The organism is Micromonospora sp. NBC_01739 (assembly GCF_035920385.1).
In the GTDB taxonomy this organism is placed as follows: domain Bacteria; phylum Actinomycetota; class Actinomycetes; order Mycobacteriales; family Micromonosporaceae; genus Micromonospora.
Genome location: NZ_CP109151.1, coordinates 2,407,246 through 2,433,682 on the forward strand (window position 1 = coordinate 2,407,246; position 26,437 = coordinate 2,433,682).

Here is a 26,437-nt window from a genome sequence, read left to right on the forward strand (position 1 = left end):
CGGGGCGGGGCCGAGGCCCGGGTGGCGCTCACACCTGCCTCGCGGTGACCGGGGCGAACAGCCCACCGGGGCGGACCAGCAGCACCGTCAGCAGCAGGGCGAGCACCGCCAGCGGGATGAGGTCGCCCCCGGCGTACCCGCTGACGTAGGAGAGCAGCAGGCCGACCCCCAGGCCACCGACGACCGCGCCGGGTGGGCTGTCCAGCCCGCCGAGCACCGCGGCGGTGAAGGCGGAGACGAAGACCAGGTCCATCGCGTGCGGGTGCAGGCCCAGCTCGGTGGGGATGACCAGCATCCCGGCCAGCGCCCCGACCCCGGAGGCCAGGGCCCAGCCGAGGGTGAGCATCCCGCCGACGTTCACCCCGAGCAGCCGGGACACCTCCGGGGCGAAGGCCGCCGCCCGCATCCGTAATCCGATCGCGGTCCGGGTGAAGACCCAGACCAGGGCCGCCCCGACCACCCCCACGGCCGCGAAGACGAACAGGTCGTACGGGGACAGCACGGCCGTCCCGCCCACCGTCAGTGCGGTACGACTGAACGGGGTCTGGGCGGGCAGGTACTCGTTGCCGTAGACCATGCCGAGGATCGCCTGGATCAACAGGACCAGGCCGAGGGAGACGATCACCGGGTTGAGGGGTGAGCGGTGGTCAACCAGCCGCATCACCGCCACGTCGACCAGGGCCCCGAGCAGCAGTCCGGCCAGCAGTGCCGCGGCGAACCCCAGCCAGTAGGAGCCGGTCGCGGCGGTGACGCTGTAGGCGACATAGGCGGCGGCGACCGCCATGGCGCCCTGGGCGAAGTTGACGATCCGACCGGCGCGCCAGATGAGCACCAGGGCCAGTGCGAACGCGGCGTAGACCGCGCCCCTCGACAAACCGTCGAGGGTGAGGAAGAGGAAGCGGTCCACGGTCCTCCCAGCCTTCTTTCAGAATCCGAGGTAGGCGTGGCGCAGGTCGGTGTCGTCACGCAGCCGCTCGGCCGGGGCGGCCAGGACGACCCGGCCCAGCGACATCACGATGCCCTGGTCGGCCACGGCCAGGGCGCTGCGCACGTTTTGCTCCACCAGCAGCACGGTCAGCCCGGTGTCGTCGCGCAGTTGGCGCAGCAACGCCATGGTCTGCGCCACCACCCGGGGGGCCAGGCCGAGGGAGGGTTCGTCCAGCAGCAGCAGGCGAGGGCGGCCGACCAGGGCCCGCCCGAGGGCCAGCATCTGCCGTTCGCCACCGGAGAGCTGGTGGCCGAGGTGTCGCCGCCGTCGGGCCAGTGGCTCGAACAGCTGGTAGACCTCGTCCAGGGCGCGGGCGGCGTCGCTGCGATCGCGCCGCCACAGGGCACCCAGGCGCAGGTTCTCCGCGACGGTGAGTTCGCCGATCACGCCGCGCCCCTCCGGCACGTGGGCCACCCCACGGCGGACCAGCTGCTCCACCGGGGTGCCGCGCAGGTCCCGCCCGTCGAACAGGATCCGGCCGGCGGTCGGGCGCAACATGCCCGACAGGGTGCGCAGCAGGGTGGTCTTGCCGGCGCCGTTGGCACCGATCACGGCGGCGATGGTGCCGGCGGGCACCTGCAGGCCCACCTCGTGCAGCACCGGCACCGGGCCGTAGCCGGCGGCCAGGGCTTCGACGGCGAGCAGGTCGGCGGCCACTACGCGGCCTCGTCCACGGTCGCGCCGAGGTAGGCGTCGACCACGGCCGGGTCCTCCCGGACCGCCTCGGGTGGCCCGGCGGCGACCACCCGTCCGAAGTCGAGCACCACGATGCGGTCGCAGACCGCCATGACCAGGTCCATGTGGTGCTCCACCAGCAGCACGGCACAGGGGTCGTCGGCCCGGTGCGGCAAGCTCCGGATCAGCTCCGCCAGGGAGTCCACGTCCTCGGCTCCCAGGCCGCCGGCCGGTTCGTCGAGCAGCAGCAGGCGGGGTCGGGCGGCCAGCGCGCGGGCGAGCCCCACCCGCTGGCGTACGGCGAAGGGCAGGGTGCCCGGCATGGCGTCGGCGTACTTCTCGATGCCCAGCTCCGCCAGGACGGTGCGGGCGTGTTCGCGCAGCCGGTGCTCCTCGCGGTCGCTGCGGGGCAGGCCCAGCAGGGCCGGCAGCAGGCCGGTGCGGGCGGTGTGGGTGGCCCCGGTCATCACGTTCTCCAGCACGGTGAGCCCACCGAAGAGGCCGGTGGCCTGGAGGGTGCGAGCGATGCCCAGCCGGGTCAGCCGGTGCGGTCGGGGCCGCAGGGGTCGACCGTCGAGGGTCAGGGTGCCGGTGTTAGCGGCGACGAAGCCGCACACCACGTTGAACAGGGTGGTCTTGCCGGCCCCGTTGGGACCGATCACCCCGACCACCTCACCCGGACCGACCTCCAGGGAGACCTCGTCGAGGGCGGTGAGGCCGCCGAAACGGACGCCGACCTGGTGCAGTGCGAGACCCGCCGCCATCTACCCGCCCCTCACCGCGCGGCCAAACTTATTACACTGGGAGTGTACGTTTCTCGCGTGTTTCGTCAACACCTTCAATGTCGTTGTTCAACCGTCGGGGCGGGCAGATCGACCATTCGGGCCAGGGCGGCCCGGTGCCGGTCGGCGGTACCGAAGGCGATCGCGCTGCTCTTGGCCCGCTTGAGGTACAGGTGCGCCGGGTGTTCCCAGGTGAAGCCGAGCCCACCGTGCAACTGGACGCAGACCTCCGCCGCCCGCACCGCCATCGGCCCGCAGTACGCCTGGGCCAACGCGGCGGCCAGGGAGGCCTCCGCATCGTCCGCGCCTAGTCGGTCGGCCGCATACCGGGCCACCGCCCGGGCCTCGGTCAACTCCACCCAGAGGTCGGCCAGCCGGTGCTTGACCGCCTGGAAGGAGCCCACGGGGCGGCCGAACTGGTGACGTTGCCGCACGTAGGCCACCGTCGTGTCCAGACACCACTGGGCCAGGCCCACCTGCTCGGAGGCGAGCAGGGCCGCCCCGGCGGTCAGCGCCGCCGTCACCGCCTCGGCGGCGGCCACCCCGGTGGCGACCGGTCGGGCCGGGGCCCCGGTGAACTCGATGTCGACAAGCGGCCGGGTGGCGTCCAGCGACACCACCGGGGTCAGCCGCACCGCCGGATCGGCGGCCTCGACGACGTACAACCCCTCACCGGCCGGAACCAGCAGCAGGCCCTCCGGCACAGCGTCGACCACCCCGGACACCCGGCCGGACAGGGTGGGTCCGGAACCGACCCGCACCGGGTCGCACCGGGTGGTCGAAGTCGGCGCCGTCGCCGCCGGGGTCCGGTCGGGGGCGGTCGCGAACCCGACCGCCAGGGTCACCTCGCATTCGGCGGTGGCCACCTGACGCAGCAGGGTGTGCTCCCCGCAGGCCAGCAACGCTCGGGTGGCCACGACCGTGCCCAGGAAGGGCACCGGGGCCACCGTCCTACCCAACTCCTCCAGCACCACGGCGACCTCGCGGAAACCCGCACCGGCCCCCTCGTACTCGGTGGGCACGGCCAGGCCGGTGATCCCCGTCTGGTCGACCAGCCGCCGCCACAACTCCAGGTCGTACCGGTCCTCGCCGTCCACGGCGGCCAGGGTTCGCTGCCAGGGGGCGTACGCGGTCAGCAGGGCCCGTACGCTGTCGCGCAGGGCCTCCTCGTCGGCGTCGTAGAGCAGGTCGGTCAACGGTCCCTCCGGGGTTCGGTGGGCAGCCCGAGCACCCGCTCGGCGATGATGGTGCGCAGGATCTCCGAGGTGCCGCCCTCGATGGAGTTGCCCCGGGCGCGCAGGTAGCGGTAGGTCGCGGTGCGGCCCAGCAGGTCGGGCTCGACCGGGCGGTGCATCGTCCAGTCGTCGTGCCGCAGCCCCTCGGCGCCGCGCAGCTCCACCTCCAGCCCGCTGATCTGCTGGCTCAGTTCGGCGAAGGAGAGCTTCACGGCCGAACCCTCCGGGCCGGGTTCACCGGCGGTGATCAGTTGGCGCAGCCGCAGCGCGCCCAGCCGGGCGGCTTCGGCGCGTACCCAGGCGTGCAGGACCTCCGCGTGCAGACCGGCGGTACGCAGGTCCGGTCGCTGTCGCCACAGCCGGGTCAGCACCCCGACCATGCCGCCCTCCCGGGGCAGGGGTCGCCCGCCGATGGCCACCCGTTCGTTCATCAGGGTGGTGCGGGCGATCGGCCAGCCCTGCCCGACCGCGCCGATGCGGTGGGCGTCCGGTATCCGGACCCCGGTCAGGAAGACCTCGTTGAACTCCGCCTCCCCGGTGATCTGCCGCAGGGGGCGTACCTGCACCCCGGGTGCGGTCATGTCGCAGACGAAGTAGGTCAGGCCGTGGTGCTTGGGCGCGGCGGGATCGGTACGGGCCAGCAGGATCGCCCAGCGCGCCTGGTGGGCCAGGGAGGTCCACACCTTCTGCCCGTCGACCACCCAGTCCTCCCCCTCGGGCACTGCCCGGGTGCGCAGGCTGGCCAGGTCGGAGCCCGCCTCGGGCTCGCTGAACAGTTGGCACCACACCTCCTCACCGGTCCACAGGGGTCGTAGCCAGCGCCGGCACTGGGCCTCGGTGGCGTGCCGCAGCAGGGTGGGGGCGGCCATGCCGAGCCCGATGCTGTTGCGCCGGGGCCGGTTGTCCGGTGCGCCGGCCGCGGCGAAGGCCTCGTCCACCACGGGTTGCAGGTGCGCCGGGGCGCCCAGACCACCGCGACCGGGCGGGTGGTGCACCCAGGCCAGCCCGGCGTCGAAGCGGGCGCGCAGGAAGCCGGTGCGATCACCGGCCGGGTCGTGCGTCCGCAGGAACGCGGCGACCAGCCCGCGCAGCCCGTCAGCGGTATGGTCGGACACTCACCACCTCCAGCATTTCTGCACTGTCGATGCAATATACGGCCGCCGGTCCTCGGGACGGAAGACCGGCGGCCGAAGGATCCGGGGCGGCCTGCGTCACGGCCGCCCCGGAAAGACCCGTCAGTGCGGGCAGGTGTTGCGGTACTCCTCCACCGCCGAGCCGCTCGGGCCCGGGCAGAGGAACTGGTCGTAGCGGGTGTCGTCGTCGACGAACCGCTTCAGCCAGGACACCATCTGCTTGGCGGTGGGGGTGTTGACCGTGTTCGGGAAGAAGTGGCCCTCGTTGTTGAGTTCCAGGTACGCCTTTTCCGCCGAGGCCGGGATGCTGTTGTAGAACGGCTCGGAGTGCGAGGCGACCGAGGCGACCGAGTCGGTCTCACCGCCGATGATCAGGGTGGGCACCCGCAGGTTCGACCAGTTCTTGGTCAGGTTCCACGGTGCCAGCGGCACGGCGGCCTGCAACGACGGCCGGCTGGCCGCGGCCTCCAGGCTGCCGCCGCCGCCCATCGAGTGACCGGCCACGGCCAGCCGACTGGAGTCGATGCGGCTGCGCACCGAACTGCGCTCGGTCAGGTAGTCCAGGGCGGCCAGCAGTTGCCGACCCCGGCTGCTCGGCTGGTCCAGGCGGGTGATGGTGTCGATGCCGATGACCACGAAGCCGTGCGAGGCGATTCGCGGACCCAGCCAGTCCAGACTCGACCAGGAGGCGGTGTAGCCGGGCGAGATGGCCACCGCGCCGAAGGTGCCCGCGGTGGTGGTCGTCGGGTAGTAGATGACGCCGCCGCCGAAGCCGCTCACCAGCGAGGAGACGTTCGTCGACGAGGTCGCGAAGGGGCCGCGGGTGGCCTCCAGGATCGCGTGGGTCGGCGCCGGGCCCCGCTCGTACGGGTTGGCGGCCTGGGCGGTGGAGGAGGTGGCGACGACGCCACCGGCGGCCATGACGGCGACCATCGCCAGCCGGGCCAGGAGGGTGAGGGAACGGGGACGGGTGGTGGTGGTGGATCGCACGTCGGATACTCCCTTGGGTTTGGAGTGGTATCGACTGCGATCAGTGTTTGGGGCGTTGCGCCGACCCCGCATCGGTAGAATCACCAGTCACCCGCCCCGCGCGGGCTACCCGCCCTCCACCATCCGGTAGGCCGCACCCGCCTCGGTGAGGGTGCCGTCCTCCCGGTACAGACCGTGCGCCGCGTGCTCCCCGGCGGCCGGCAGGGCGAACCAGGCGTACCGCTCGACGTACGGGGTGGCCTGCAGCGCGGCCGTCGCCTTGTCGATGAAGGTGACGAGCTGCTGCGGGGAGGGGTGGCGGGGCACCCCCTGGCTGAAATCGATCAGGCCGAACTCGGTGATCCAGATCGGCAGCCGGTAGCGTTCGTAGACCGCGTGCACGTACTGCATCAGGTGGTTCGCCGCCTCGTCGCCGAAGTCCGAGCCGTACCAGTGCAGGGCGATGAAGTCCACCCGCAGTCCGCGTTCCCGAGTGCCGGCCAGGAAGCGGTCCAGCCAGCCGCCCGGGGTGTCGGCGCCGAAGGCGACCGCCGGGCTACCCAGCCGCATCCCGGTGTCCTGAAGCCGGGGCCACAGGTCCAGAGCGTGCTCCACCGACATGTTCGCCTGCCCCGGCAGGTCCGGCTCGTTGAAGCCCAGCAGGGTACGCCCAGAACGTTGGACGGTGGCCAGGTCGGCCTCGGTGACGAAGGTGGCACCCCAGATCATCGGCACGAACTCGGCCCCCGCCGGCACGTCATCGTCCGAGGTGGACCAGTCGTAGTACCAGGTGGCACCCACCTGACGGATGCCCTCGCCGCCAGGCGGGAAGGCCCAGGTGGCCACCCCCTTCTTCGCGGCCGGCCCGGTGACCTCCGGCCGTCCGCCCGCCGCCCAGGCCTGGGTGACCGCCCCGGAACACTCGCGGATCCGCAGCGCCGTCCCGGTGGCCGCGCCACCGGAGGCGTCCAGGCACTTGCCGGACCCGGTGTTGATCACCTTCCCCTGGTCCAGCAGCCAACTCTGCGCCGGCGTGCCGTTGCAGTCCCACAGTTGCACCCGGGTGCCGTCGTCATGAAGGCCGCCGGCCACGTCCAGACACTTGCCGAGCGCGCGCAGGGTGCCCTGACGCCCCACCCCCACCCAGTTCTGGGCGGCCGTGCCGTTGCAGTCCCACAGTTGGACCGTGGTGCCGTTCTCCGTCTGGGACCACTGGACGTCGACACATTTGCCGGCCACCCCGACGATCGGCGCGCTGCGGTCGGCCCGCGCCGAGGGTACGGCCGTCAGGCCCACCAGGATCGCCCCGCAGGTAAGGATCGCGCCTACCCACACGAGCCGTCTGCGGCTCACCCAACGTGAGGTCATGAACAGTGCTCCTAGAAATCCGTGGCTGGTCGCGGGTACCACGACGGGCACCCCGCCCCGGTTCACCGATACGCGCCACGTTTTCCAGGGACACCTCAGCGGCCGTACGCCTCCAGCAGCCGCAGCCACACCTCGCTGACGGTCGGGTACGCCGGCACCGCGTGCCACAGCCGGTCCAGCGGGACCTCGCCGACGACGGCGACGGTAGCGGCGTGGATCAGCTCCGCCACGTCCGGCCCGACGAGGGTGACCCCGACGATCACCTTCCGGTCCTCGTCGACGACCATCCGGGCCTGCCCCTGGTAGCCGTCCGCGTGCAGGGTGGCCCCGGCCACCCGGCCCAGGTCGTAGTCCACCACCCGGATGCGCAGCCCGGCCGCCTCGGCCGCCGCCGCCGTCAGGCCCACCGCCGCGACCTCCGGCTCGGTGAACACCACCTGGGGTACCGCGCTCTCGTCGGCCGTGGCAACGTGCCGGCCCCACCGGCCGTCCTCGACCTTCTCCCCCTTGGCCCGGGCCACGATCACATCGCCGACCGCGCGGGCCTGGTACTTGCCCTGGTGGGTCAGCAGGACCCGCCGGTTGACGTCACCGGCGGCGTACAGCCAGCCTCCGCCGTCGAGGACCCGCATGGTGTCGTCGACCGGCAGCCAGTCGCCGGGGGTCAGACCCACCGTGTCGAGGCCGATGTCCTTGGTGTTCGGGGTACGGCCGATCGCGACGAGCACCTCGTCGGCCTCGACCCGCTCGCCCCGGGTGGTGTCGATGTGGACGGTTCCGCTGTCGTCACGGTGGACGGCCACGGCCTCCGCGTCGAGCTGAACGGTGACCCCGGCCTGGCGCAACGACTCCACGACCCGGTCGGCGGCGAACCGTTCCACCGACGGCAACACCCCGCTGCGGGCCAGCACGGTCACCGAGGACCCCAGGGCGGCGTACGCGGTCGCCATCTCCGTGGCCACCACCCCGCCGCCGATGATGGCAAGTCGACGGGGCACCGACCTGGCCGAGGCGGCTTCGCGGCTGGACCAGGGTGCCGCCGCAGCCAGACCCGGGAGGTCCGCCATCCGGGAGCTGCTGCCGGTGGCCACCACCACGGCGTGCCGGGCGGTCAGCCTGGTCGTGGCACCGTCGGCCCCGGTCACCTCGACCACCTTGGCGGAACTGATCCGGCCATGCCCTCGGTGCAGCACGATCCCGGCCGACTCCAACCAGGACACCTGGCCGTCGTCGCGCCAGTGCGCGGCAACGGAGTCCCGCCGGGCCAGCACGGCCGCCGGGTCCAGGTCCCCCGTCACCGCCTCCCGGGCACCGGGCACCTGGCGGGCCGCACGCAGCGCGGAACCGCTGCGCAGCAAGGCCTTGGTCGGCATGCAGGCCCAGTAGGAGCACTCCCCGCCGACCAGCTCCCGTTCGACGATGGCGGCGGTCAGTCCGCCCTGCACGACCCGGTCGGCGACGTTCTCCCCCACCGGCCCCGCACCGATCACGACGACGTCGTACTCCCACTCGGTCATGTCAGCTCCCCTTCGCGGCACGGCCGAGGCGGATCGCCGCGACGAGGAAGAAGATAGCGCCGGGGACGGCGTACGGAGGAACGCCGAACGGCGGCCTGCTGAACCAGTCAGGCCGCCGTTCGGTGAAGCGTGGATCAGAGTGCGCGGATGTCCGCCGCCTGCGGGCCCTTCGGGCCCTGGGTGATCTCGAACTCGACGCGCTGGTTCTCATCGAGGCTCCGGAAGCCGCTGGCCGAGATCGCCGAGAAATGGGCGAAAACGTCGGCGCCGCCGCCATCCTGGCTGATGAAACCGAAACCCTTGTCACCGTTGAACCACTTCACGGTACCAGTAGCCATGTCTGCTCCTTCGCAGGCTGGTGGAGACCACACTGTGCGGCCTCACGTGCCGCTGCGTTGATAACCCGCGTCGGGAACGACACGAAAACGAAAAAAGCACCTGAACGGGTTTTGGTTAACCCATCAGGCGCCGAAACGTCAAACGGAAATCAAAACTGCAACGAGGCAACCGTAGCACAGAATTTGACGAGGTGCGGGCCACTCGCCGCTGGAGCCCGCGGGGTGAGGGCGGCTGACAGCACAGCGACAGCGGGTGGTGGGCGTAGAGTGGAGGGGTAGACGACCACCGGCACCTCGGACGAACTGCCGGGTAACGCCACGTTGCGGGCGACGACCAGCGATGTCGTGAGGCAACCCATCGGAGGTCTGGCTGACCTCCAGTTGCGGGTCCCGCCATTTTCGGGCGGCCCTCCGGCACAGGAGCAGGAAATGACGTTCGCATTGGCCCCATCGGCGGTCTCTTCCCCGGAGCCGCGCAGGCCCGTCAAAAACCTCCGCGAAAAGGGGGCGGAAAGTTTTCACTCCGCACTTACCAAAGTGTTGACCGCCGCCCTGGAGGATGCCCTGGAAGCGGGCGATCACCCGAAGGCAATCAGCCTGATCAACCGGGGCTTCGCGGAGGGCAGCGCCCAACTGGGCTGCGATCTGCTCTGCCGGGCGATCGCGGTCGTCGGAACGGCCCGGACCTGGACCGTGCAGCTCGCACCCCTGCGGTCACCGTAGTTTCCGAACAGCAGGACCCCCCGCCCGCCGGCCAGGGATCCTCGGTCGGCATTCCTTCGATCTGACCGACCAGTGCGACGGCGGGAAGAGCTTGACGCGGGAACACTGATCGAGCATCGTCGATTAAAATCGACCCTATGGATACTCGACACGGGGAGAACCGATGAAGACCCTCGTCACTCTCGCTTCTGCTGCCGCCCTGCTCCTGCTGACCACCGGCAGCGCCAACCACCGCCCGCCGACCGCCGAGACGCCCTGCCGCGGGCAGATCCACACGAATCCGGGCTTCGAGCGCGGCACCACCGGCTGGACAGCCGGCCCCCGCATGGTCGTGCTCGGCGACGCGGCGCGGCCCGCCCACACCGGACGGGCGTACGCCACCCTCGCCGGGTTGGACGTCAGCCGGTACGAGCTGCTCCGAACCGAGGTGACCGTGCCGGCCAACTGCAGCCTGACGGTCCAGTTCTGGGTCCGGACCCTGACCACGGAGACCAGCCGCGGCGACTACGTGAACGTCGGGCTGGCGGTCACCGGGGAGCCCCCGAAGACCCGGTTCTCGCTGGCCTACGACGGCGGGCCGCAGTGGCGGCAGTACAGCATGGGCAGCGGGGCGGCGGCGACCGAGCGCACCGCGTGGGTCACCTTCGGCGCCGTCGAGACGGCCGGCAACGGTGTCACCGCCTTCGACATCGACGACGTGACCTTCGTCGTGAGCTGACCGCCGCCGACAGCACGGACCGAAACCGGCCGGGGAATGGGGGCACGAACTGCGAAGCATCGCTTCAGAGGCGGGTTCCGGAAGTCGCACCGGAGTCCCGCCGCCGGCCCGGCCACGATACCGGTCACGATCATCCCGATTCGATACTGATGGACGTCGCGCAGGCCCATGAGGGACAGTCACACCCATGGAGAACTCTGTCGCCGTACGGCATCGCTCGATGGACGAGATCATGGCAGGGCTGCACCTGGTGCGGCAGTCCCCCCGCGACGGCGGCACCCTGGCCCTGGCGGTACGCCGTCCAGCCGTCGATGGCCGGGAGGTGCTGTCGGAGGCCGAACTGGACCTCGACGCCGGGCTGCTCGGCGACAGTTGGAGTCAACGACCCAGCAAGCGTACGCCCGACCGGTCACCGCACCCCGACATGCAGTTGAACGTCATCAACTCCCGTTTCGTGGAGCTGATCGCCGGTGCCGATCCGCAGGCCTGGGCGCTGGCCGGGGATCAGCTCTATGTCGATCTGGACCTGAGCGTGGAGGCCCTGCCGGCCGGTACCCGCCTGGCGATCGGCGACCGGGCGGTCATCGAGGTGACCGACCAGCCGCACAACGGCTGCGCCAAGTTCGCGGCCCGTTTCGGACGGGACGCCCACAAGGTCGTTTGGACGGAGGAGGGTCAGCGACTGCGGTTGCGCGGCCTCAACGCCCGGGTGGTCGTCGGTGCGACCATCCGGGTGGGCGACGCCATCCGGCAGCTACCGCCCGGCCAGCCGCTGCCATGACCTCGGGAAACGGCTGCGGAAGGTGACCCGCCATCTTGTCGTGCCCGGTCGAGGTGTGCCGTTACCCGACCACTGGTCGCGCAGGTGGGTCAGGGACCGTCCGGGGTTCCAGTGGGCGCCGGAGCCGCCCGGGCCGCCGTACGTCGCCACCGAACGGGTCGCCGCGCTGCACGCTGCCATCAGCGCTGATCGTGAGCCGGTGATCCTGGTGGCACACAGCGCGGGATGTCTGACCGTGGCCATCTGGGCCCGTCAGCACATCGGTCCCGTTCGGGCGGCCCTGCTGGTCACGCCGCCGTACCTGGATCCGGACTGGCGACCCGGCCCGGGCGAGAGCGTCGATGTCGTCATCGACCATGTGCCACGCGAGCCCCTGCCCTTCCCCTCGGTCCTGGTAGCCAGCCGCACCGACCCGAACGCCACCTTCGCGCAGTTCGAGGCGTACGCGCGGGACTGGGGCTCGGAGCTGTTCGACGCCGGCGCGGTCGGGCACCTGGACTCCAAGACCGGGTTCGGTCCCTGGCCCGACGGCGAGGATCTGCTCCGGTCCCTGACCTCACCCTCCTCGCGGTGACAGGCTGGCCCGGGCTGGTCAGGGTTACGCTGCCGGGATGCGGATCGCGGTGGTGCACGAGACCGGTCCGGCCACCGGCCGGGAGGGTCGCTGCACGGCCCGCTTTTCGGGCACTCCCACATCCCCTGGGACAGCGAGGCCCCGGGCGGTCTGCGGCTGCTCAATCCCGGCTCGCCGACCGATCGGCGGCGTCAGCCGTACGCGACGTATCTGACCGCCGAGTTGGCCGACGGCCGGCTGGAGGCCGTCACCCTGCACGAGGTGATGCCGTCCAGCCGGCCGCAACGCCGGGTGACGCCCTAGGGCGCGGTCACCGCCGCCGCGTTGCCCGGCATCCGGGTCACGCCGGGCAGCTGCGGCGCGGGCTGCACCGAGCGGCTGTTCATCTCGCCGGCCGGGCAGATCGCGGTGAGCAGGAAGGTCTGCCAGGCGATGTCGAACGGGTGCGGATCGGGCAGGCCTACCTGGTAGTGGCTGATGTTGATGCCGGAGGACACCTGGCGGGTGCCGTCGCGGCTGTGCAGTGAGTAGGTCAGGTGACCGAACACCGCACCGTCATGCCCCCAGAACTCCCCGCACGGGGTGGGCAGCGAGTAGATGCCGAGGCCGTAGGTGCCGGCCTCCGGCAGCTCCGGCAGCATCGGCACCCCGTCGAGCATCTGCTTGAGGGTGGCGGGGCTGAGTAGGTCTCCGTCGAGCAGCGCGCGGAAGAAGGTGTTCAGGTCCGCCATGGTGGAGATCATCTCGCCGGCCGTCCATCCCCAGCTCATGTTGAACTCGCTGAGGTCACGGACCCCGAAGGGGGCGAAGTAGGCGCCGCTGTGCGGGCCGCGGATCGTCGGATCGGTGCCCGGGAAGCTCGTTCCGGTGAGCTTCAGCGGCCGCAGGATGCGCCGCTGCACCTCGGCCGGGGCGTCGTTGCCGGTGACCGCCTCGATCAGCAGTCCGGCCAGGACGTAGTTGGTGTTGGAGTAGCTGAACCTCGCGCCGGGCTCGCCGGTCGGGGGCATGGCCAGGCCGATGGCGACCAGGTCCGCCGGGGGGTACGTGGTGACCTGCATCCGGTTGAGCGAGGCGTACGAGTCGATCATCGCGTTGGTGTAGTTGCCGATGCCGCTGGTGTGGTTCAGCAGCATCCGGACGGTGACCTGGTCGCCGCGCTCCCCCGGCACGGTGTCGGGGAGCCACTTGCCGATCGGGTCGTCCAGACCCAACCGTCCCTCGTCGACGAGTTGCAGCACGGTGGTGGCGACGAAGGTCTTGGTGATGCTGCCGATGCGGTGGCGCATCTGTGGCTGCATCGGTCGAGGTCTGGTCAGATAGGCCTGACCGGCGGCGCCGCGCCAGTCATGTCGGCCCTCGCGCACCTCGGCCAGAACGCCGGGCACCCCGGCCTCGGGTACTGCGGTGAGCGCGGCGCGTAACTCGGCACGGTCCGGTCTGTCGGGCTGCGCTGCGGCGGATGCGGGTAGAACAGCGATCGTGGCCGCCAGCATCACGCCGGCGGCCACGATCTTGCGTGTCCGAAGAGTACTGAACATAGCTACATAGTCGTCGTGTCCCCGACGAATCGCACCCTTCGCCGGGAAATCACCGACCGACTCGTACCGCCAACCGGTCCAGGTACTTCACCTGTAGCAACACGAACACGGCCAGGAAGATCAGCATCATCGGTAGCGGCAGAACCGCGCCGAGGGCCAGCCCGTCGCCGTCGCCGCGCATCCCCCAACTGGCGAACATCAGGAGGACCTCCAGCGGCGCCGGTCGAGACGTCGGGTTCGACGCCACGAGCATCGGCCAGAGCACCTGCGCGGCGGCTACCAGCCAGGTGACCAGCCCGACCAGCACGACCATCGGCGCCGCCGGGGCGAGCATGGTGGACCAGAACCCACCGCCCGCCCGCCACCGGGGTTCCAGTCCGCGGAACAGCACGGTGAACAGGAACAACGCCGGAATGCTGACCCAACCCGGCGGCACCAGCCCGAGGAAGGTGTTGAGCTGCTCGAGGTCGCGGGCCCGCAGGAAGGACTCGATGGCCAGCGGCCCGGTGCCGACGAACAGCCACGGCGCGAAGGGCAGCAGGAGCAACTCGCTGAACCGACCGAGGGGACGCAGGCCCCCGATGGCGAAGCCGGCCGCCGCCGCGACCGCGACCGTGACCACCGCCGACAGCAGGGTCGGCAGCCAGGTCGCCGTCAACATGCCGCCCAGGTTGGGGGAGGACATCGGCATGGTCTCGTTGGTGAACCGCAGGCTGCGGCGCAGCCACGGCCAGGCCACCCACAGCATGACGACGAACACGAGCGCCCCCGCGACCGCCAGCCCGATCCGGGCCTGCCGGTTACCGGGCGACTCGGTGATCGGACCGGACTTGCTGACCGCGCCGTGCGGCTGCTCGCGGTGGGTGACGGCCTCGTCGACCACCTCGATGCGAGCCCTGGTGAACAGCAGCAGGGCCGTCGCCGCCAGGCCCAGCAGGGCCAGCGGGATCAGCAGCAGCACCGCTGCGGCCGAGCCGCCACCGAGGTTCATCTGCTGCAGGGATTCGGTGACCGCGTACGTCAGGGGGGTGCGGATTCTGCCCGTCAGCAGCGGCGCGGTGTAGGTCTGGAGGGCGGCCGCGATGATGCCGAGCACCAGCAGACCGGCGACGGTCAGCGCCGCCGGCAGGGCGTCGCGACGCTGCCCCCGGCCGCGCAGGGTGCTGAGGAAGGCCGTGGTGGCGACCGCCACGACCAGCCCGGCGCCGGTGACTGCGGTGAGCTCCGCGAGGGTCGCCACGGGACGGTCCAGCATGGTGCCGGGTTCCATCCGGTCGAGGCGCCAACCGATGAGCAGCGCCACGGGCGCGTACCCGGCGACCGGGAGCACGACCAGGGCCCGCAGCGCCAGCCGGGCCCGGCGCCCGGCGCGATCGGCGAGCAGCGCCAGCGCCGGTGCGACCAGCAGCGCCAAGGCCAGTGGCACCAGCGCCAGGAGCAGGGCCGAGCCCATGTCACCGAGGAATCCCTGGGCGAAGAGGCCCTCGTAGTTGGCAGAGCCCACAGGCTCCACCGGGCCGATCAGTCGATCACGCTTCGTCGAGCGCGACACCGCCTGCACGGTGGGGAGCAGATACGACCAGGCGAGGGCGATCAACGCGGGCAACAGCAGGACGATTCCGACACCGATCCGGGTACCCCGGTCCGGTCCGGTACGGGCCGCCGTCATCGTGGGTGCTGCCATGCTCATGGTGCTCCTCGCCTCTTCGGACCGTTGGCCGGTCCCGACGATAGGTCCAGTGATCACGCCGCGCCACTCGTCCCGACGGCATATCTCGTCGATGTGGTCGCCGTTGAGTACCGGCACGTCGGCATCGCTGAGTACGGATACTCAGGGGCGGGCAGATCGCGTCCTCAGGTCCCGCCCGGCGCGTCATCCAGACGGCGGAACGGCCCGTCGGGCGTCGCTCGGGGAGTGGGGAGAACAAGCTCCGGCGGGGGTCGTCGCGTCGCGGGGAGTGACGGCCGCCGCTGATCGGGCCACTGGCCGAAAGCCCCGGCCCGGACTCCGTAGCCTGGGCGGGTGACATCGGTGCGGGAGCGGATCAGGGCGGTTCTCGCCGGGGCGATCGACTACGAAGCGGGGCTGGACGCCCTGGCCGTGGCCCGGTCGACCGAGGTCGATCCGGAACTGGTGGCCGCGAAGGACGAGGCGTGCGCGCGGCTGTGGCGGGGCGGTTGGCAGCCGACCGAGTTGCACCGGGTCGTCGCCCGACGGGGTCAGCCGCGCCAGGCCGACCTGGTGACCGACGCGGTCGCCGGGTACCTGCGACAGTTTCCCGCTAACACGGTCGACCAGCGGTGGCGGGCACAGGCGGAGAGCCTCAGCGCGCAGGTCTGGTGGTCCAGCGACGCCAGATACCTCGACGAACTCGCGGCCCGCTGGCGGCTGGACCGGGTGGCCGTACTCGATCTGGTGTTGGGTCTGCTCGTCATCCTGTCCACCCTCCCGCCGATCGAGGTGCTCCTCCCCCCGCCCGGGACCCCCGCCCCCGGGGACCGCCCGGGTCCGGCGGGGTCGTCCCGGGTCGACGCCCGGCTGCTGGACCGGGTACGCGCCCTGCTGGCGAAGGCGGAGTCCACGACCTTCCCGGCCGAGGCCGAGACGTACACCGCCAAGGCCCAGGAACTGGCCACCCGGCACAGTCTGGACGAGGCGCTGCTGGCCGCCCGAAGCGCCGACCCGGCGCCGGTGGTGCCGTACGCGCGGCGCATCGGGGTGGACCACCCGCACGAGAAGGAGAAGGCCTCCCTGCTGGACGCGGTCGCCCGGGCCAACCGCTGCCACACGGTCTCCTCACCGGAGTTGGCCTTCAGCACCGTCTTCGGCTTCGACACCGACATCGAGGCGGTCGACCTGCTCTACACCTCCCTGCTCGTGCAGGCCCACCGGGCGATGGCCCGGGCCGAACCGCCCGGCGGCAAGGCGGGGCGGCGCCGCCTGAAGGCGTTCCGACAGTCCTTCCTGGTGGCCTTCACCGTCCGCATCGACGAACGGCTGGCCGAGGCTGCTCAGCTGGCCCTGGCGCAGGTCACCGGTCCGGGCGAGGGCACGGGCAGGGCCGACCCGGCCGATCTGCTGCCGGTGCTGGCCGCCCGGGACGAACAGATCCGCGACACCATGCGGCGGGTCTTCCCGCACACCGTGCGGGCCCGAGGCAGCCGGGTCGACAGCCGCGAAGGCTGGGAGTCCGGCCGGCAGGCCGCCGACCGGGCCACCCTGCCCACGGACACCGGCCGGCACTCCTAGTGCCCCGCGCCTACTCCCGCCAGCCGGTCAGCTCCACCCCCTTGGCCAGTTCCACCCGGAAGCCCAGCGAGATCTCGCCGCTGTCACCCGGGGCCAGAGACAACCGCCAGGTCAACTCCCCCAACTCCGTACGCTCGACCGGCGGCGGCACCAGGGTGGTCTCCCGCACCACCACGGCCTCGTCACGGGAGACCGGGAGCTGATCACGCACCTCGACGGTGGCCGGGCGGGGGGTGTGGTTGGCGACCGTGATCAGGTATTCCACCTCTCGTCGCCGGGTCGACCCCAGGGTGGCCTTGGTCTCGGTACGCCGGTGCAGCTTCCGCTGCACCCGGAGCCGGTCGTCCACCCCGAGGGCCAACTCGGTCTCCTCACCGACCCGTGACGGTACGGTCCGGTTCAGCGTCGGCGCAGCACGGCGTAGACCACCCGGTTGCTGGTGAACTCAGAGAGGGTCACCAGTTCCCAGCCGTACGCCTCCAGCACCTCCGCCGCCGCGACGGCCTGGGTCACCTGGTCACCGCCGATGCCGTGGTGGGCCACCACGCACAGCAGCCGATAGGGGTAGCCGCGAAGATCCGCCCGGTTGCCGAGGATGGTGCCGGCGGACACGGTGCGGGTGCGGGCGATGTCCTCGGGGGTTTCTCGGGGGGCCACATCGGCACCCTAGCGGTGGCCGACAGGCCTGTCCCGCTGGTGGGAAACCGGTACCGTCGAGGTCGTGCCTGACTCCTTGTGTGGTCGCCGGGTGGGCGTGGCCCTCGTCGTTGTCGCCGCACTCGCCGGTTGTGACGCGCAGACCCCGGTCGCCGCCCCCTCGGCCCCGGCGCAGACCTCGGCCACCGTCCCGAGCGCCACCCCCTCGCCTGCCGGCCCCTCCTACTCGGCCGCCGAGTTGGACCTGTGTGCGCGCACCGACCTGGCGCCGCTGGAGGACCTGGCGTTGACGGTTACCCGGACCGACCCGAAGCCACCGCCGGGACGGCCCGGGGCAGCCTGTCTGTTCGAGATGCGCACCAGGTCAGGCCATGAGGCGAACCTGCTGGTGGAGGCCTCGACTCCAGCCACCGCCGAGGAGGCCCGGCTGCTCTACCTGGGCACCCGGGAGGCTACCGGGATGACCCCGGCGGGCCCGGTGGCCCAGGTGGGTGAGGAGGCGGAGGCCTTCACCAAACGCTCCACCCCGGGCTTCCGGTACGCCGAGTACATGGTGCATTCCCGCACCGGCAACCTGGTGGTGAAGGTGTGGCTGGCCGTCGGCGGCGAGTCCTACCTTCCGACGGAGACCCTGGCCTCGGCCTCCCGGGTGATCCTCACCGCTACCCGGTCCGCCGTGCCGAGGATCTGATCAGCCCCGCACGGCCTGCGGCCACTGCCCGCCGGGCAGCTTCGAGTGGTCACCCACCTGGGTGGCGATGTCCCGCACGTTGCCCAGCGCGTCGACGAACCGCTGCCCGATGGTGAGCAGGGTGTTCAGGCCCGCGGTGACGAGGTCACCGATCGACTTGGCGAGGGTGGAGATGGCCCAGGGCAGATCGATCACCGTGCTCGCCTCCGCCACGGCCTGCACGAGCTTGCCGGTGAGCCCGGTGACTATCTTGGCCAGTTCGACCGCGTAGTCGACATTGGCCTTGGCGATGTCGAACAGCCACTGGCTGATGAACTCCGCCTTGACCACGGTCTCGTCGACCGCCGCCTTCTGCTTGATCGCCTTGGAGTTGTAGGCGCTGGCCGCGTCCCCGGTCCACTTGGCCAGGTTCTGGTTGTCCGGCTCGGTGGTGACGAAGGACAGGTTCGACACCGGAGACTTCACATCGGTGACCCAGCGGAAGCTGATGTTGATCAGTGAAAGCACCGGCAGTTGGTGCTCCAGGGCGTGATCGACCCGATCGAGAACGTTGTTCAGGCCGCCCCGGACGTCGTCCAGATTGTTTTTGATCCACCACAGCGCGGCCGGCCCGAGCAGCCACTTCCAGCTGTTCACCTTGTCCACCAGCTGGTTGAAGCTCTCGATCGCGGTGTCGATGCCGGTACGGATCTGGTCGAAGGCCTTGTTGAACGGCTCGCCGTACTCAAGCTGACTGGTCGTTGGCTGCACCCTGTCGTCCTTCGCGCTCAGTGGGTGTAGATCTGGTTGAGGTCCAGAGAGATGACCGCGTCGGCGTCGTCGTACTCGTCGGCGATGCGCCGAAGGGCGTCACCGATCTGCTCGAACTCGGTCACCGCCCCGCCGAGGACACCGACCAGGAAGCGGTGGAAGTCCCGGTAGGCCGCGGAGTGCAGGACGACGTTCGCGTCCCCGATGAAGAAGGCCGAGGCGTCCAGGTGCAGCTGGTCCGCCGCCAACTTGATCAACTGCGCCCGGTCGGACAACCTGAGCCACTTGCCGCCTTCGTCGCGCACGGCCTCGGTGATGACGGAGACTTCCTGCATGTCGAAACCTCAGGGTCGATTCTGGGAGCGGACCAGAGCGTACGTCCGGAACAGGGCATGCGCCTCGTACCGCAGGGCGGCGGCATCCAGCTGACCGATCCGGCGGACGTCACCGACGATCGAGACGACACCCCCGTCGCGCATCCGCAGGGTCAGCACCCCGGACGGGCTGGCGACCTCCTGTTCGGACACCATCTGCGGCGGGCGAGCCAACCCTTCGAGCTCGATGTCGAGGTCGTGCAGGGCCTGCCAGGTCTGCCGCAGCCACTGCTCGTCGTCGGGTCCAACCTCGCTGGTGCTGGCGGCCTCGCCGGTGTTGTTCGGCTGCGGCCGGGCGGCCTCGTTGGAGTCTGCTCGCAGCTGCCGCAGGGCGACGGTCTCGACGGCCGCCTGCACCGCGGTCGTGTACGCCGTGAAGAGGGCCTCCGGGGCACCGCTGACCCCGACCCGGCTGCGCCAGTCGCGGGTCACGGTCACGTCCTCGACCTGACCGGCGGAGTCCACGACCACGGTGATGGCACCCGTGGGGTCCTGACCGGAGTGGGTGCTGGGCCGCCGATCGCTCTCCGCCCGACGCAGGGCCAGGGTGACCTGTTCCCGCAGTTCCTCGTCGCTGCCGAGGGAGTCCAGGGTGGCCAGGGACAGGCGTATGTGCCGTCTGTCTTCGCCCATTTCTCCCACCCCGTAGCGTCGACGAAACACATCGATACCGTCTTCGAACGCGAAGCAGGGTCACCGTACCGCAGAAGGGTGACGGCTTCGATCCCCTGGCCCCGCTGGGCGACGCCCTGGTCAACGCCATGTACGACCCTCCCCTGCGCCGCGCGATGCGGGTCGACCCCCCGGCCTGGCTGATCCGGGCCGGGCTGCACCTGGCGCCGAAGACCCGCGCCCGGCTGCTGCGCTGATTCGGCAGGCCCCGGGCCACACCGTTGTTCGCCGACGGCATCCAGACCAGGACCTACCCCGAGGGGTACGACATCAGCCGACTCGGCCCACCGGAGCCCGCCGCACCCCGCCGCCCGCGGACTGAGTCACCTCCCAGCCGGCGGACCGCAGGTGGCCTGCACGGTTCAGCGCCGGACGGTCAGGGCGGACCTCCACTCCTCGGCCGGGGTCAGGGGGACGGGTGCGGGGCGTTCGGCCGTCGTGGTCAGCTCGATCCGTCGGCCCTCTTCGGCCGAGCGGAGCAGGGCGGTCATGATGTCGAGTACGTGCAAAGCCAGTTCACCGCTCGCCCGGGGCGGACGGGTGTCGTCGGCCCGGACCAGGTCGATCAGGCCGACCCCCCGGGCGGCGGCCAGGTAGCCGGCCCGCGGTTCCAGGGGACGCCACTCGGGGTCACCCAGGGCCCGGCGGCGGACCGTGCCGTCGAAGTGGTTCGGATCGGGTACGGCCAGGGTGCCGGCCTCCCCGTGCACCTCGATCGGGGCGGCCGTCGTTCCGACACCGTCGAAGCTGGTCGTCAGGGTGGTCAGGGCACCGTCCGCGTGTTCCAGCACCCCGGTCACATGGGTCGGCACCTCGACCGGGATCCGCTGCCCCTGGCGGGGACCGGAGCCGATGATCCGGACATCCCGCAGCCGACTGGCTGCCCCGATCACCGCCCGGACCGGCCCTAGCAGGTGGACCAGCGCCGAGAGGTAGTACGGCCCCATGTCCAGCAGCGGGCCCCCGCCGGGGGCGTAGTAGAAGTCGGGTTCGGGATGCCAGCGCTCATGCCCGGGGGTGACCATGACGGCCGATGCGGCCAGCGGACGGCCGATCAGCCCACTCTCGATGGCCGCGCGGGCGGTCTGGGTACCGATGCCCAGCACGGTGTCCGGGGCACACCCGACGCTCACCCCGGCCGCAGCCGCCCGGTCGATGATCGACCGGCCCTGCGGAAAGGTGGCCGTCAGGGGCTTCTCGCCGTAGACGTTCCGGCCGGCCTCGATGGCGGCGCCCGAGATCTCGGCGTGCGCCGCCGGGATGGTCAGGTTGAGCACGGTGGTCACCTCGGGGTGGCGCAGCAACCCCTCGACACTCACCGCCTCGGCACCGGGGATCGCGGCGGCGGCCGCGGCGGCCCGGGCCGGGTCCAGGTCGGCCACCGCGACGATCCGCACGGCGGGATGTTCGGCGAGGGTCTCCAGGTACGCGCGGGAGATGAACCCCAGACCTACGATGCCGACGCCGTGCGGGTCGCCCACACCATTCCCCTCTCGATGACGGTACGCACGCTCGCGTGCTCCAGCACGTCGAGGCTGTGTCCCGGGGTGGTCACGACGATCCGCCCGGCGCCCCAGTGTCGGGTCCAGATCGCCGGCGAGGTGACCGGCCGGTGCCACGGCTGCCATTCCCGACTGGGGTGGGTGGTGGTGGCCAGCACCTCGATCAGGTCGTCGTGCAGCACCCAGTACTGCTCGGTGACCAGGTCGAAGTCCTCGATCCCGGCGGTGATCGGATGCTCGGCACCCAGGGGGGTGATGGTGATCGAATGGGGGAGGAAACTGTCCTGCTCGGTGCCGCAGCGGTCCTGCGGCCGGACCCCGGGGTGGGTGGCGAACTGGCCGCCCACCAGGTGCAGGTACTCCGCGTTGGCCCGGAAGGAGTCGACGATGCCGCCGTGCCAGCCGGTGAAACCCGTACCGGCGGCGACCGCGGCGGACAGCCCGGCCACCTGCTCCGCGGTGATCTGCGACATCGTCATGCACTGCACTATCAGGTCGGTGTCGGCCAGTTCGGCGGCGTCAGAATAGATCTCCGTCGACTCCTCTACCCGGACCGTGTATCCATTGCCTTCCAGGAAGGGAATGAACAGCTCCGTAGCCTCGACCGGCCGGTGTCCCTCCCACCCACCTCGGACCACCAGGGCTCTGCGCCGCGCCACTGACCCTCCTCTCCGGTCCGTCGCTCCGGGTCACTGCTCCCACCCGGCCGACGTCCGCATCGTCCATCGACAACCGTACCCGTCTTGCGGTCTCCACAGTGGCGCAGCCGAGGCACCCTGCGGGACCGGACGGATACCCCGTTTGTCGTGGAGTCGACTCAGGTGGACGCCCCAGTCCGACATACGACGGTAAGGAAGCCGAATTCGCTTCGGGGTATGGCTACACTCTGTCCGGCCCTCGGCTCAAGCCGATCGGCCGCCCGCGATCCGGTAGGGACGAGGAGACGAACTGTGACCGGTCCAGAAGCGGCTCCGCCGGGGGTCGACATGAACGCTCCGAGCATCGCCCGGGTCTACGACTTCTTCCTCGGCGGCAAGGACAACTTCGCCGTGGACCGCGCGGTCGCCGAACACGCGGTCCGGATAACCCCGGACGGCCCGCAGGCCGCGCAGGCCAACCGCGCCTTCCTGCGGCGGGTGGTGCGCTTCCTCACCGCCGAGCAGGGGGTCAACCAGTTCCTGGATCTCGGCTCGGGCCTGCCCACCCAGGGCAATGTGCACCAGGTGGCGATGCAGCACGACCCCCAGGCACGGGTGGTCTACGTCGACAACGACCCGATCGTGCTGGCCCACGGGCGGGCCCTGCTGGCCGGCGACGGCGCCACCACGGTCGTCCAGGCCGACATCCGCTCACCGGAGGCCATCCTGCAACACCCGCAGGTGCGGCAGGTGCTGGACTTCGACCGCCCGATCGGGTTGCTGCTCTTCGCGATCCTGCATCACCTCAGTGACGACGAGGACCCCAAGGGGGTGGCGGCGAAGCTGATCGAGGCCCTGCCCTCCGGCAGCTACGTGGCGATCTCCCACTTCCGTGATCCCGGTGAGCGGCACCCGGAGGCCTCCCGCAAGGCCCACGAGGTGGAACGGGTCTTCAACGAGTCCCTCGGCACCGGCCGGTGGCGTACCGATGAGGAGATCCTCTCCTTCGTCGAAGGCCTGGAGGTGCTGGAGCCGGGGCTGGTGCCGCTGCCCGAGTGGCGGCCGGAGCCGGACGAGACCACCGCGGACCAGAGCGACACCTACCACACCTTCATCGCGCTGGTCGCCCGCAAGCCGTGACGCCCACCCGGCGGCGGCCGATCTCCCTACGGGTGGATCGGCCGCCGCCGGCGCGTCAGGTCGACCTGGCCGGGCACCGGTCGGAGCGGGCGCCGAGCCCGCCCGCTCCGACTCCCTGGCGCAGGACTACCGCTTGCGTACGGTCAACTTCTGGTGGTTGCCGGCGTGACCCTGGTAGGTCGGGTTGCCGGAGTAGGCGACATGCACCTGGTACTGGCCGGGTTGCAGATCGGCGGTCGGCAGGTCGACGACCACCTTGCCCTCCACCAGCGACACGACCTGCACGGCTCCCCCGAAGGTGACCGTGACCTCCCCGGTCGGGGTGGCGGCCTGCTTCTTCGGCCCGCCGGCCGGCTCGACGGTCACCTTCAGCTCGAAGGTGCCGCCACGGGCGACCGACGCCGGGGCGGCCTTCGCCTTGACCTTGACGGCCTTGGATCCGGCGGGCACCTGAACTGAGGCCGTACCTTCCGAGGCCTTCAGGTAGTCGTGGCCGAGGTACTCGGCCTTGACCGTCCGGGTGCCCGCGGGCAGGCCGGTCGGCAGGGTGACCGTGGCCGCGCCGTCGTCCAGGTAGGCGACCGTCGACCAGGAGCCCAGGCTGAACCGCACCTGACCGCCGGTCTGGAACCCGTCAGCCGCGGTGACCGTGGCGGTGGCCGTGGTGGTCTGGGCCCCGCTGGCGTACGCCTCGACGGTCACCTCCGTGGTGGTCGTGACATCGCTGTTCGGGATCCCCCGGATGTCGTTCCACTCCCGCAGGGTCAACGGGATCACCGTGCCGTGCCGGGGGCGGACGACCCCGGCGTTGGTCATCGTGATCGCCTTGGGGTTCCAGGTAGGTGCCTCGATGTCCTCGTGGCAGGCGGCCTGGTAGCCACCTCCGTTGGTGTACCGGTCACCCCACAGGTAGAACTGGCCGGGGCAGGCGGTGTCGCCCGGGTTGGCCTTGAAGATGATCGGCCCCTCGTAGCCCTGGTTGGCGACCCAGGTGGTACGCCCCAGAGCCGGGGCGAGCAGGGTCCAGTTGTCGATGTCGCTGTCCAGGAAGTCGGTGTGCTTCTCGGAGAAGATGTCCGAGCCCTGGTTGCCGGCCTCGTTCTTGGTCACCCGGTAGTAGTGGTCGCCGACCTTGATGGCGGTCGTGTCGATCCGGGACAGCGGGGCCGGGTCCTGCCAGACCTGGGGTGGTGAGAAGGTCTGGAAGTCACGGGTGGTGGCGTACCACATCTGGGCGTTGCCCTGACCGGTCCGGTTAACCGGGTCGTCCCACAGGGACTGGGCCCAGAACACGACGTAGGCGCCGATCTCCTCCACCCACAGGGATTCGGGGGCGAAGGCGTTGCCGGCGTCGTCCGGGGCGACCTTCACATGCCGCTGCGGGGTCCAGTTGACCAGGTCGTGCGACTCGAACACCTCGATGTACTGGGTGTCGTTGATGTTGTACCCGCCCTGGTCGTACCAGTTCAGGTCGGTGGCGATCATGTAGAAGGTGTCGCCGTCGGGTGAGCGGACGATGTGCGGGTCTCGAAGGCCCTGGTCTCCCAACTGGGAGATCAGGGACGGGCGGCCTCCGGTCAGACCGGTCCAGTCCAGGGCGGTGTTGCCGTTGGAGGTGGCGAACATGATCTGCTCGCCGTCGGCGATGCCCTCACCCTTGAAGTACCCCAGGAAGTACCGCTCGTACTCCTCGGAGCGGGGCATGGCGGTGATGGTCACCGGGAAGGACTTCGTCTTAGAGGCCCCGCCCTTGGTGATGGTCGCGGTCAGGGTGGCCTCGACATCGGCACGGCCGAAGACCGGGCGGGTCACCTCACCGGTCGGGGTGACCAGGTCGGTGGTCGACTTCCAGGTGATGGTGGAGCCGAACTCGCCGTCGGCCGGCAGGTGCAGGTTTCCGCGTACGTCGTCGGTGGCGTACAGGGTCAGGTCGAAGGTGTCCCGGTCGACCGCCTGGGCGTCGTCGAACTCCGCCTTGACCACCACGGGGATCTCCCGGGTGACCACCTCATCGGCGCCCTTGCGCAGGGTGGCCGTGAGGGTGGCGGTCGCGTCGGGCTGGCCCTGGGCGGGTCGGGTGATCCGGCCGGTCACCGCAACCTTGCGGGCACTGGGCACGGCCGGCGGGGTGTAGACCTCCACGACGGAGGGGTCCGAACTGGTCCAGGTGATGGCCGAGCCCGCCACCGAACCCACCTTGGGCAGCACGATGTCCCGTACGATCGCGCTGGTCAGGCCGAGGTCGATGGCCTCGGCGTCCGCGCGGACCCCGACGGCGACGGTCCGTTGCGCCAGGGCCCGGGTCTCCTCGACACTGACGGCCCGGTCGTAGATCCGGAAGTCCCGGAGGGTGCCGCGGAAGGAGTAGTGGCCCGAGTTCTGCGAGCGGGCTAGGAAGTTGCAGGTGGTGCCGGCGGCGTTCACCGAGGGCGGGGTGCTCAGGTTGGGCGCCGTGGCGTGCAGCACCCCGTCGAGGTACAGCCGGCCGGTCCAGCTCGTGCCGTTCGGGTTCAGCGACTGGGTGTAGGTGACGTGGGTCCACGCCCCCTCGGTCATCCGGACCCGGTTCTGTTGCAGGTTCGTGGAACCGACGGCCACCCGGAACCGCTGGGTGTTCGAGGCGAAGATGGCCCCCTGGCCCCCGGTGTCGGCGTCACAGGAGCCGGACTTGGCGCCGAAGCTCCACATCTGGTGCTCGCCGACGTTCGCCGGGTCGATCCACACGTCATAGTCGACCGTCAGGTTGGTCATGCCGGCGGTGAGATTGTCCGGCAGCTTCACGTAGGCACCTTCGAGAGCGCCTTCGTACGACTCGGGGTTGAACCTGACCCCGTCGCCGGTCAGTGTCGCCTTCTGCGGATTGACCAGGGTGGCGTTCGCCGCCGAGCCCGCGCTACCGGAGTTGACCAGTGTCGTTCCGCTGGTCTCGTCGAGGGCGAAGCGGTGCACCAGGCCCTCGTTGAGCTGATCGTCGGCGGCGTGGGATGGCGTCGGTGCCAACGACGCCGCGGCAAGCGCACCCAGTGCGATGATGGCGATGGCTCTACCTCTTCCTGACCTTCGCTGACCCGATCTCAATGGTCCTCCCAGGGTGGTGGTGGTGGTGGGACTCTCTGAAGTGGACGAGAGCGTTGTTAACGCTAACTTCGGCTTACTCGCAGGTCAACGCCACGTCAGGACCTACCGGGGCGCCTTCAGTTGGTCGGGTCATCCAGCGGTGCCCCGCCGGTGCCGTCGAGGTGCGGCGAGGGCGGACATCGTCGTGAGTCGGGTTGTCGACTGTCCGCTCAGTCCTCGAGGCCGGTCCCACTCGCGGTACTGTCCGTCTGCTGCTGTGGTCGGTGCGGCGCAGCCGTCCGCCGCCCCTGCGCCACTGAGCGACACCGCCAACGACCACGGAGGAGGCCGCCGTCGACGAGGA

Annotated in this window: 26 protein-coding genes and 2 pseudogenes; 9 read left to right on the plus strand and 19 right to left on the minus strand. The window is 70.8% G+C overall.

Annotation, left to right across the window (positions count from 1 at the left end):
- Window positions 1-28: 28 nt before the first annotated feature.
- From OIE53_RS10635 to OIE53_RS10675, 9 genes are all read right to left on the minus strand, one after another.
- A complete protein-coding gene (locus tag OIE53_RS10635; RefSeq protein ID WP_327026440.1) occupies window positions 29-907 on the minus strand; it encodes a branched-chain amino acid ABC transporter permease in 879 nt (292 codons plus the stop codon).
- Window positions 908-925: 18 nt separating this feature from the next.
- The gene (locus OIE53_RS10640) at window positions 926-1,645 is read right to left on the minus strand and encodes an ABC transporter ATP-binding protein (RefSeq protein ID WP_327026441.1); all 720 of its coding nucleotides are present in this window, start codon (window positions 1,643-1,645) and stop codon (window positions 926-928) included.
- Entirely contained in the window at window positions 1,645-2,427 is a 783-nt protein-coding gene (locus tag OIE53_RS10645; RefSeq protein ID WP_327026442.1) for an ABC transporter ATP-binding protein, read from the minus strand. The genes OIE53_RS10640 and OIE53_RS10645 overlap by 1 nt, the downstream gene beginning before the upstream one ends.
- Before the next feature lie 74 nt (window positions 2,428-2,501).
- Entirely contained in the window at window positions 2,502-3,641 is a 1,140-nt protein-coding gene (locus OIE53_RS10650) for an acyl-CoA dehydrogenase family protein (protein ID WP_327026443.1), read from the minus strand.
- Window positions 3,638-4,795 (minus strand): acyl-CoA dehydrogenase family protein, encoded by a 1,158-nt coding sequence (locus OIE53_RS10655; RefSeq protein ID WP_327026444.1) that lies wholly within the window; start codon window positions 4,793-4,795, stop codon window positions 3,638-3,640. Before OIE53_RS10655 ends, OIE53_RS10650 begins: the two co-directional genes overlap by 4 nt.
- Window positions 4,796-4,915: 120 nt before the next feature.
- The gene (locus tag OIE53_RS10660) at window positions 4,916-5,803 is read right to left on the minus strand and encodes an alpha/beta hydrolase family protein (RefSeq protein WP_442791386.1); all 888 of its coding nucleotides are present in this window, start codon (window positions 5,801-5,803) and stop codon (window positions 4,916-4,918) included.
- Window positions 5,804-5,908: 105 nt separating this feature from the next.
- Window positions 5,909-7,150, minus strand: a complete 1,242-nt coding sequence (locus OIE53_RS10665) for a glycoside hydrolase family protein (RefSeq protein WP_327026445.1) — start codon at window positions 7,148-7,150, stop codon at window positions 5,909-5,911.
- Window positions 7,151-7,245: 95 nt separating this feature from the next.
- Window positions 7,246-8,667, minus strand: a complete 1,422-nt coding sequence (locus OIE53_RS10670) for a dihydrolipoyl dehydrogenase family protein (RefSeq protein ID WP_327026446.1) — start codon at window positions 8,665-8,667, stop codon at window positions 7,246-7,248.
- Between the two features lie 134 nt (window positions 8,668-8,801).
- Window positions 8,802-9,005 carry a cold-shock protein gene (locus OIE53_RS10675; protein WP_327026447.1) on the minus strand — a complete coding sequence of 68 codons (204 nt, stop codon included), beginning with the start codon at window positions 9,003-9,005 and terminating at the stop codon, window positions 8,802-8,804.
- Window positions 9,006-9,434: 429 nt separating this feature from the next.
- On the opposite strand from OIE53_RS10675, the gene OIE53_RS10680 reads away from it, so the two are divergent.
- From OIE53_RS10680 to OIE53_RS10700, 5 genes and pseudogenes are all read left to right on the plus strand, one after another.
- On the plus strand, window positions 9,435-9,728 hold the full coding sequence (locus OIE53_RS10680; protein WP_327026448.1) for a hypothetical protein: 294 nt from the start codon (window positions 9,435-9,437) through the stop codon (window positions 9,726-9,728).
- Between the two features lie 163 nt (window positions 9,729-9,891).
- Complete coding sequence (locus tag OIE53_RS10685) at window positions 9,892-10,446, plus strand: hypothetical protein (RefSeq protein WP_327026449.1); 555 nt, start codon at window positions 9,892-9,894, stop codon at window positions 10,444-10,446.
- 187 nt (window positions 10,447-10,633) lie between these two features.
- Window positions 10,634-11,227 carry an MOSC domain-containing protein gene (locus OIE53_RS10690; RefSeq protein WP_327026450.1) on the plus strand — a complete coding sequence of 198 codons (594 nt, stop codon included), beginning with the start codon at window positions 10,634-10,636 and terminating at the stop codon, window positions 11,225-11,227.
- Window positions 11,228-11,282: 55 nt separating this feature from the next.
- Window positions 11,283-11,801, plus strand: coding sequence for an RBBP9/YdeN family alpha/beta hydrolase (locus OIE53_RS10695; RefSeq protein WP_393339723.1), 519 nt, complete (start codon window positions 11,283-11,285; stop codon window positions 11,799-11,801).
- 1 nt (window position 11,802) lies between these two features.
- Window positions 11,803-12,104: pseudogene (locus tag OIE53_RS10700) on the plus strand (metallophosphoesterase family protein); the annotation flags it as partial.
- Here OIE53_RS10700 and OIE53_RS10705 read toward each other — a convergent pair.
- Together OIE53_RS10705 and OIE53_RS10710 are read right to left on the minus strand one after the other, a co-directional pair.
- Window positions 12,101-13,312: a serine hydrolase domain-containing protein gene (locus OIE53_RS10705; RefSeq protein WP_327027150.1), complete on the minus strand. Its 1,212-nt coding sequence runs from the start codon at window positions 13,310-13,312 to the stop codon at window positions 12,101-12,103. The pseudogene OIE53_RS10700 and the gene OIE53_RS10705 sit on opposite strands and share 4 nt — an antisense overlap.
- A gap of 79 nt (window positions 13,313-13,391) precedes the next feature.
- Window positions 13,392-15,026, minus strand: a complete 1,635-nt coding sequence (locus OIE53_RS10710) for a sugar ABC transporter permease (protein ID WP_327026452.1) — start codon at window positions 15,024-15,026, stop codon at window positions 13,392-13,394.
- A gap of 339 nt (window positions 15,027-15,365) precedes the next feature.
- On the opposite strand from OIE53_RS10710, the gene OIE53_RS10715 reads away from it, so the two are divergent.
- Window positions 15,366-16,592 carry a DUF2786 domain-containing protein gene (locus tag OIE53_RS10715; protein ID WP_327026453.1) on the plus strand — a complete coding sequence of 409 codons (1,227 nt, stop codon included), beginning with the start codon at window positions 15,366-15,368 and terminating at the stop codon, window positions 16,590-16,592.
- A gap of 10 nt (window positions 16,593-16,602) precedes the next feature.
- Here OIE53_RS10715 and OIE53_RS10720 read toward each other — a convergent pair whose 3' ends face one another.
- Window positions 16,603-16,995 carry a DUF4139 domain-containing protein gene (locus tag OIE53_RS10720; protein ID WP_327027151.1) on the minus strand — a complete coding sequence of 131 codons (393 nt, stop codon included), beginning with the start codon at window positions 16,993-16,995 and terminating at the stop codon, window positions 16,603-16,605.
- On the minus strand, window positions 16,992-17,249 hold the full coding sequence (locus tag OIE53_RS10725; RefSeq protein WP_327026454.1) for a transcriptional regulator: 258 nt from the start codon (window positions 17,247-17,249) through the stop codon (window positions 16,992-16,994). The genes OIE53_RS10720 and OIE53_RS10725 overlap by 4 nt, the downstream gene beginning before the upstream one ends.
- Window positions 17,250-17,313: 64 nt before the next feature.
- On the opposite strand from OIE53_RS10725, the gene OIE53_RS10730 reads away from it, so the two are divergent.
- Window positions 17,314-17,940: a hypothetical protein gene (locus OIE53_RS10730; RefSeq protein WP_327026455.1), complete on the plus strand. Its 627-nt coding sequence runs from the start codon at window positions 17,314-17,316 to the stop codon at window positions 17,938-17,940.
- On the opposite strand, the gene OIE53_RS10735 is transcribed toward OIE53_RS10730, so the two are convergent.
- The 3 genes from OIE53_RS10735 to OIE53_RS10745 are packed head-to-tail and all read right to left on the minus strand — an operon-like array spanning window position 17,941 to window position 19,697.
- Window positions 17,941-18,690, minus strand: a complete 750-nt coding sequence (locus tag OIE53_RS10735) for a hypothetical protein (RefSeq protein ID WP_327026456.1) — start codon at window positions 18,688-18,690, stop codon at window positions 17,941-17,943.
- Window positions 18,691-18,707: 17 nt separating this feature from the next.
- Entirely contained in the window at window positions 18,708-19,025 is a 318-nt protein-coding gene (locus OIE53_RS10740; protein WP_327026457.1) for a hypothetical protein, read from the minus strand.
- A 9-nt stretch (window positions 19,026-19,034) separates the two neighbouring features.
- Window positions 19,035-19,697, minus strand: coding sequence for a hypothetical protein (locus OIE53_RS10745; protein WP_327026458.1), 663 nt, complete (start codon window positions 19,695-19,697; stop codon window positions 19,035-19,037).
- A gap of 95 nt (window positions 19,698-19,792) precedes the next feature.
- Here OIE53_RS10745 and OIE53_RS10750 point away from each other — a divergent pair.
- A pseudogene (locus tag OIE53_RS10750) lies at window positions 19,793-20,041 on the plus strand (oxygenase MpaB family protein); the annotation flags it as partial.
- 57 nt (window positions 20,042-20,098) lie between these two features.
- On the opposite strand, the gene OIE53_RS10755 reads toward OIE53_RS10750, so the two are convergent.
- Both OIE53_RS10755 and OIE53_RS10760 read right to left on the minus strand, forming a co-directional pair.
- Window positions 20,099-21,217, minus strand: a complete 1,119-nt coding sequence (locus tag OIE53_RS10755; protein ID WP_327026459.1) for a Gfo/Idh/MocA family protein — start codon at window positions 21,215-21,217, stop codon at window positions 20,099-20,101.
- A complete protein-coding gene (locus OIE53_RS10760; protein ID WP_327026460.1) occupies window positions 21,187-21,897 on the minus strand; it encodes a ThuA domain-containing protein in 711 nt (236 codons plus the stop codon). Before OIE53_RS10760 ends, OIE53_RS10755 begins: the two co-directional genes overlap by 31 nt.
- Window positions 21,898-22,188: 291 nt before the next feature.
- On the opposite strand from OIE53_RS10760, the gene OIE53_RS10765 reads away from it, so the two are divergent.
- Complete coding sequence (locus OIE53_RS10765; RefSeq protein ID WP_327026461.1) at window positions 22,189-23,016, plus strand: SAM-dependent methyltransferase; 828 nt, start codon at window positions 22,189-22,191, stop codon at window positions 23,014-23,016.
- A gap of 126 nt (window positions 23,017-23,142) precedes the next feature.
- On the opposite strand, the gene OIE53_RS10770 is transcribed toward OIE53_RS10765, so the two are convergent.
- Complete coding sequence (locus OIE53_RS10770; RefSeq protein ID WP_327026462.1) at window positions 23,143-26,016, minus strand: immunoglobulin-like domain-containing protein; 2,874 nt, start codon at window positions 26,014-26,016, stop codon at window positions 23,143-23,145.
- Window positions 26,017-26,437 lie beyond the last annotated feature (421 nt).

What these genes read in the sequence shown, in the direction of transcription:
- OIE53_RS10645 (WP_327026442.1), bottom strand. Translation starts at nt 2,427, where the DNA reads ATGGCGGCGGGTCTCGCACTGCACCAGGTCGGCGTCCGTTTCGGCGGC.
- OIE53_RS10665 (WP_327026445.1), bottom strand. Translation starts at nt 7,150, where the DNA reads ATGACCTCACGTTGGGTGAGCCGCAGACGGCTCGTGTGGGTAGGCGCG.
- OIE53_RS10670 (WP_327026446.1), bottom strand. Translation starts at nt 8,667, where the DNA reads ATGACCGAGTGGGAGTACGACGTCGTCGTGATCGGTGCGGGGCCGGTG.
- OIE53_RS10675 (WP_327026447.1), bottom strand. Translation starts at nt 9,005, where the DNA reads ATGGCTACTGGTACCGTGAAGTGGTTCAACGGTGACAAGGGTTTCGGT.
- OIE53_RS10680 (WP_327026448.1), top strand. Translation starts at nt 9,435, where the DNA reads ATGACGTTCGCATTGGCCCCATCGGCGGTCTCTTCCCCGGAGCCGCGC.
- OIE53_RS10685 (WP_327026449.1), top strand. Translation starts at nt 9,892, where the DNA reads ATGAAGACCCTCGTCACTCTCGCTTCTGCTGCCGCCCTGCTCCTGCTG.
- OIE53_RS10690 (WP_327026450.1), top strand. Translation starts at nt 10,634, where the DNA reads ATGGAGAACTCTGTCGCCGTACGGCATCGCTCGATGGACGAGATCATG.
- OIE53_RS10710 (WP_327026452.1), bottom strand. Translation starts at nt 15,026, where the DNA reads ATGGCAGCACCCACGATGACGGCGGCCCGTACCGGACCGGACCGGGGT.
- OIE53_RS10740 (WP_327026457.1), bottom strand. Translation starts at nt 19,025, where the DNA reads ATGCAGGAAGTCTCCGTCATCACCGAGGCCGTGCGCGACGAAGGCGGC.
- OIE53_RS10745 (WP_327026458.1), bottom strand. Translation starts at nt 19,697, where the DNA reads ATGGGCGAAGACAGACGGCACATACGCCTGTCCCTGGCCACCCTGGAC.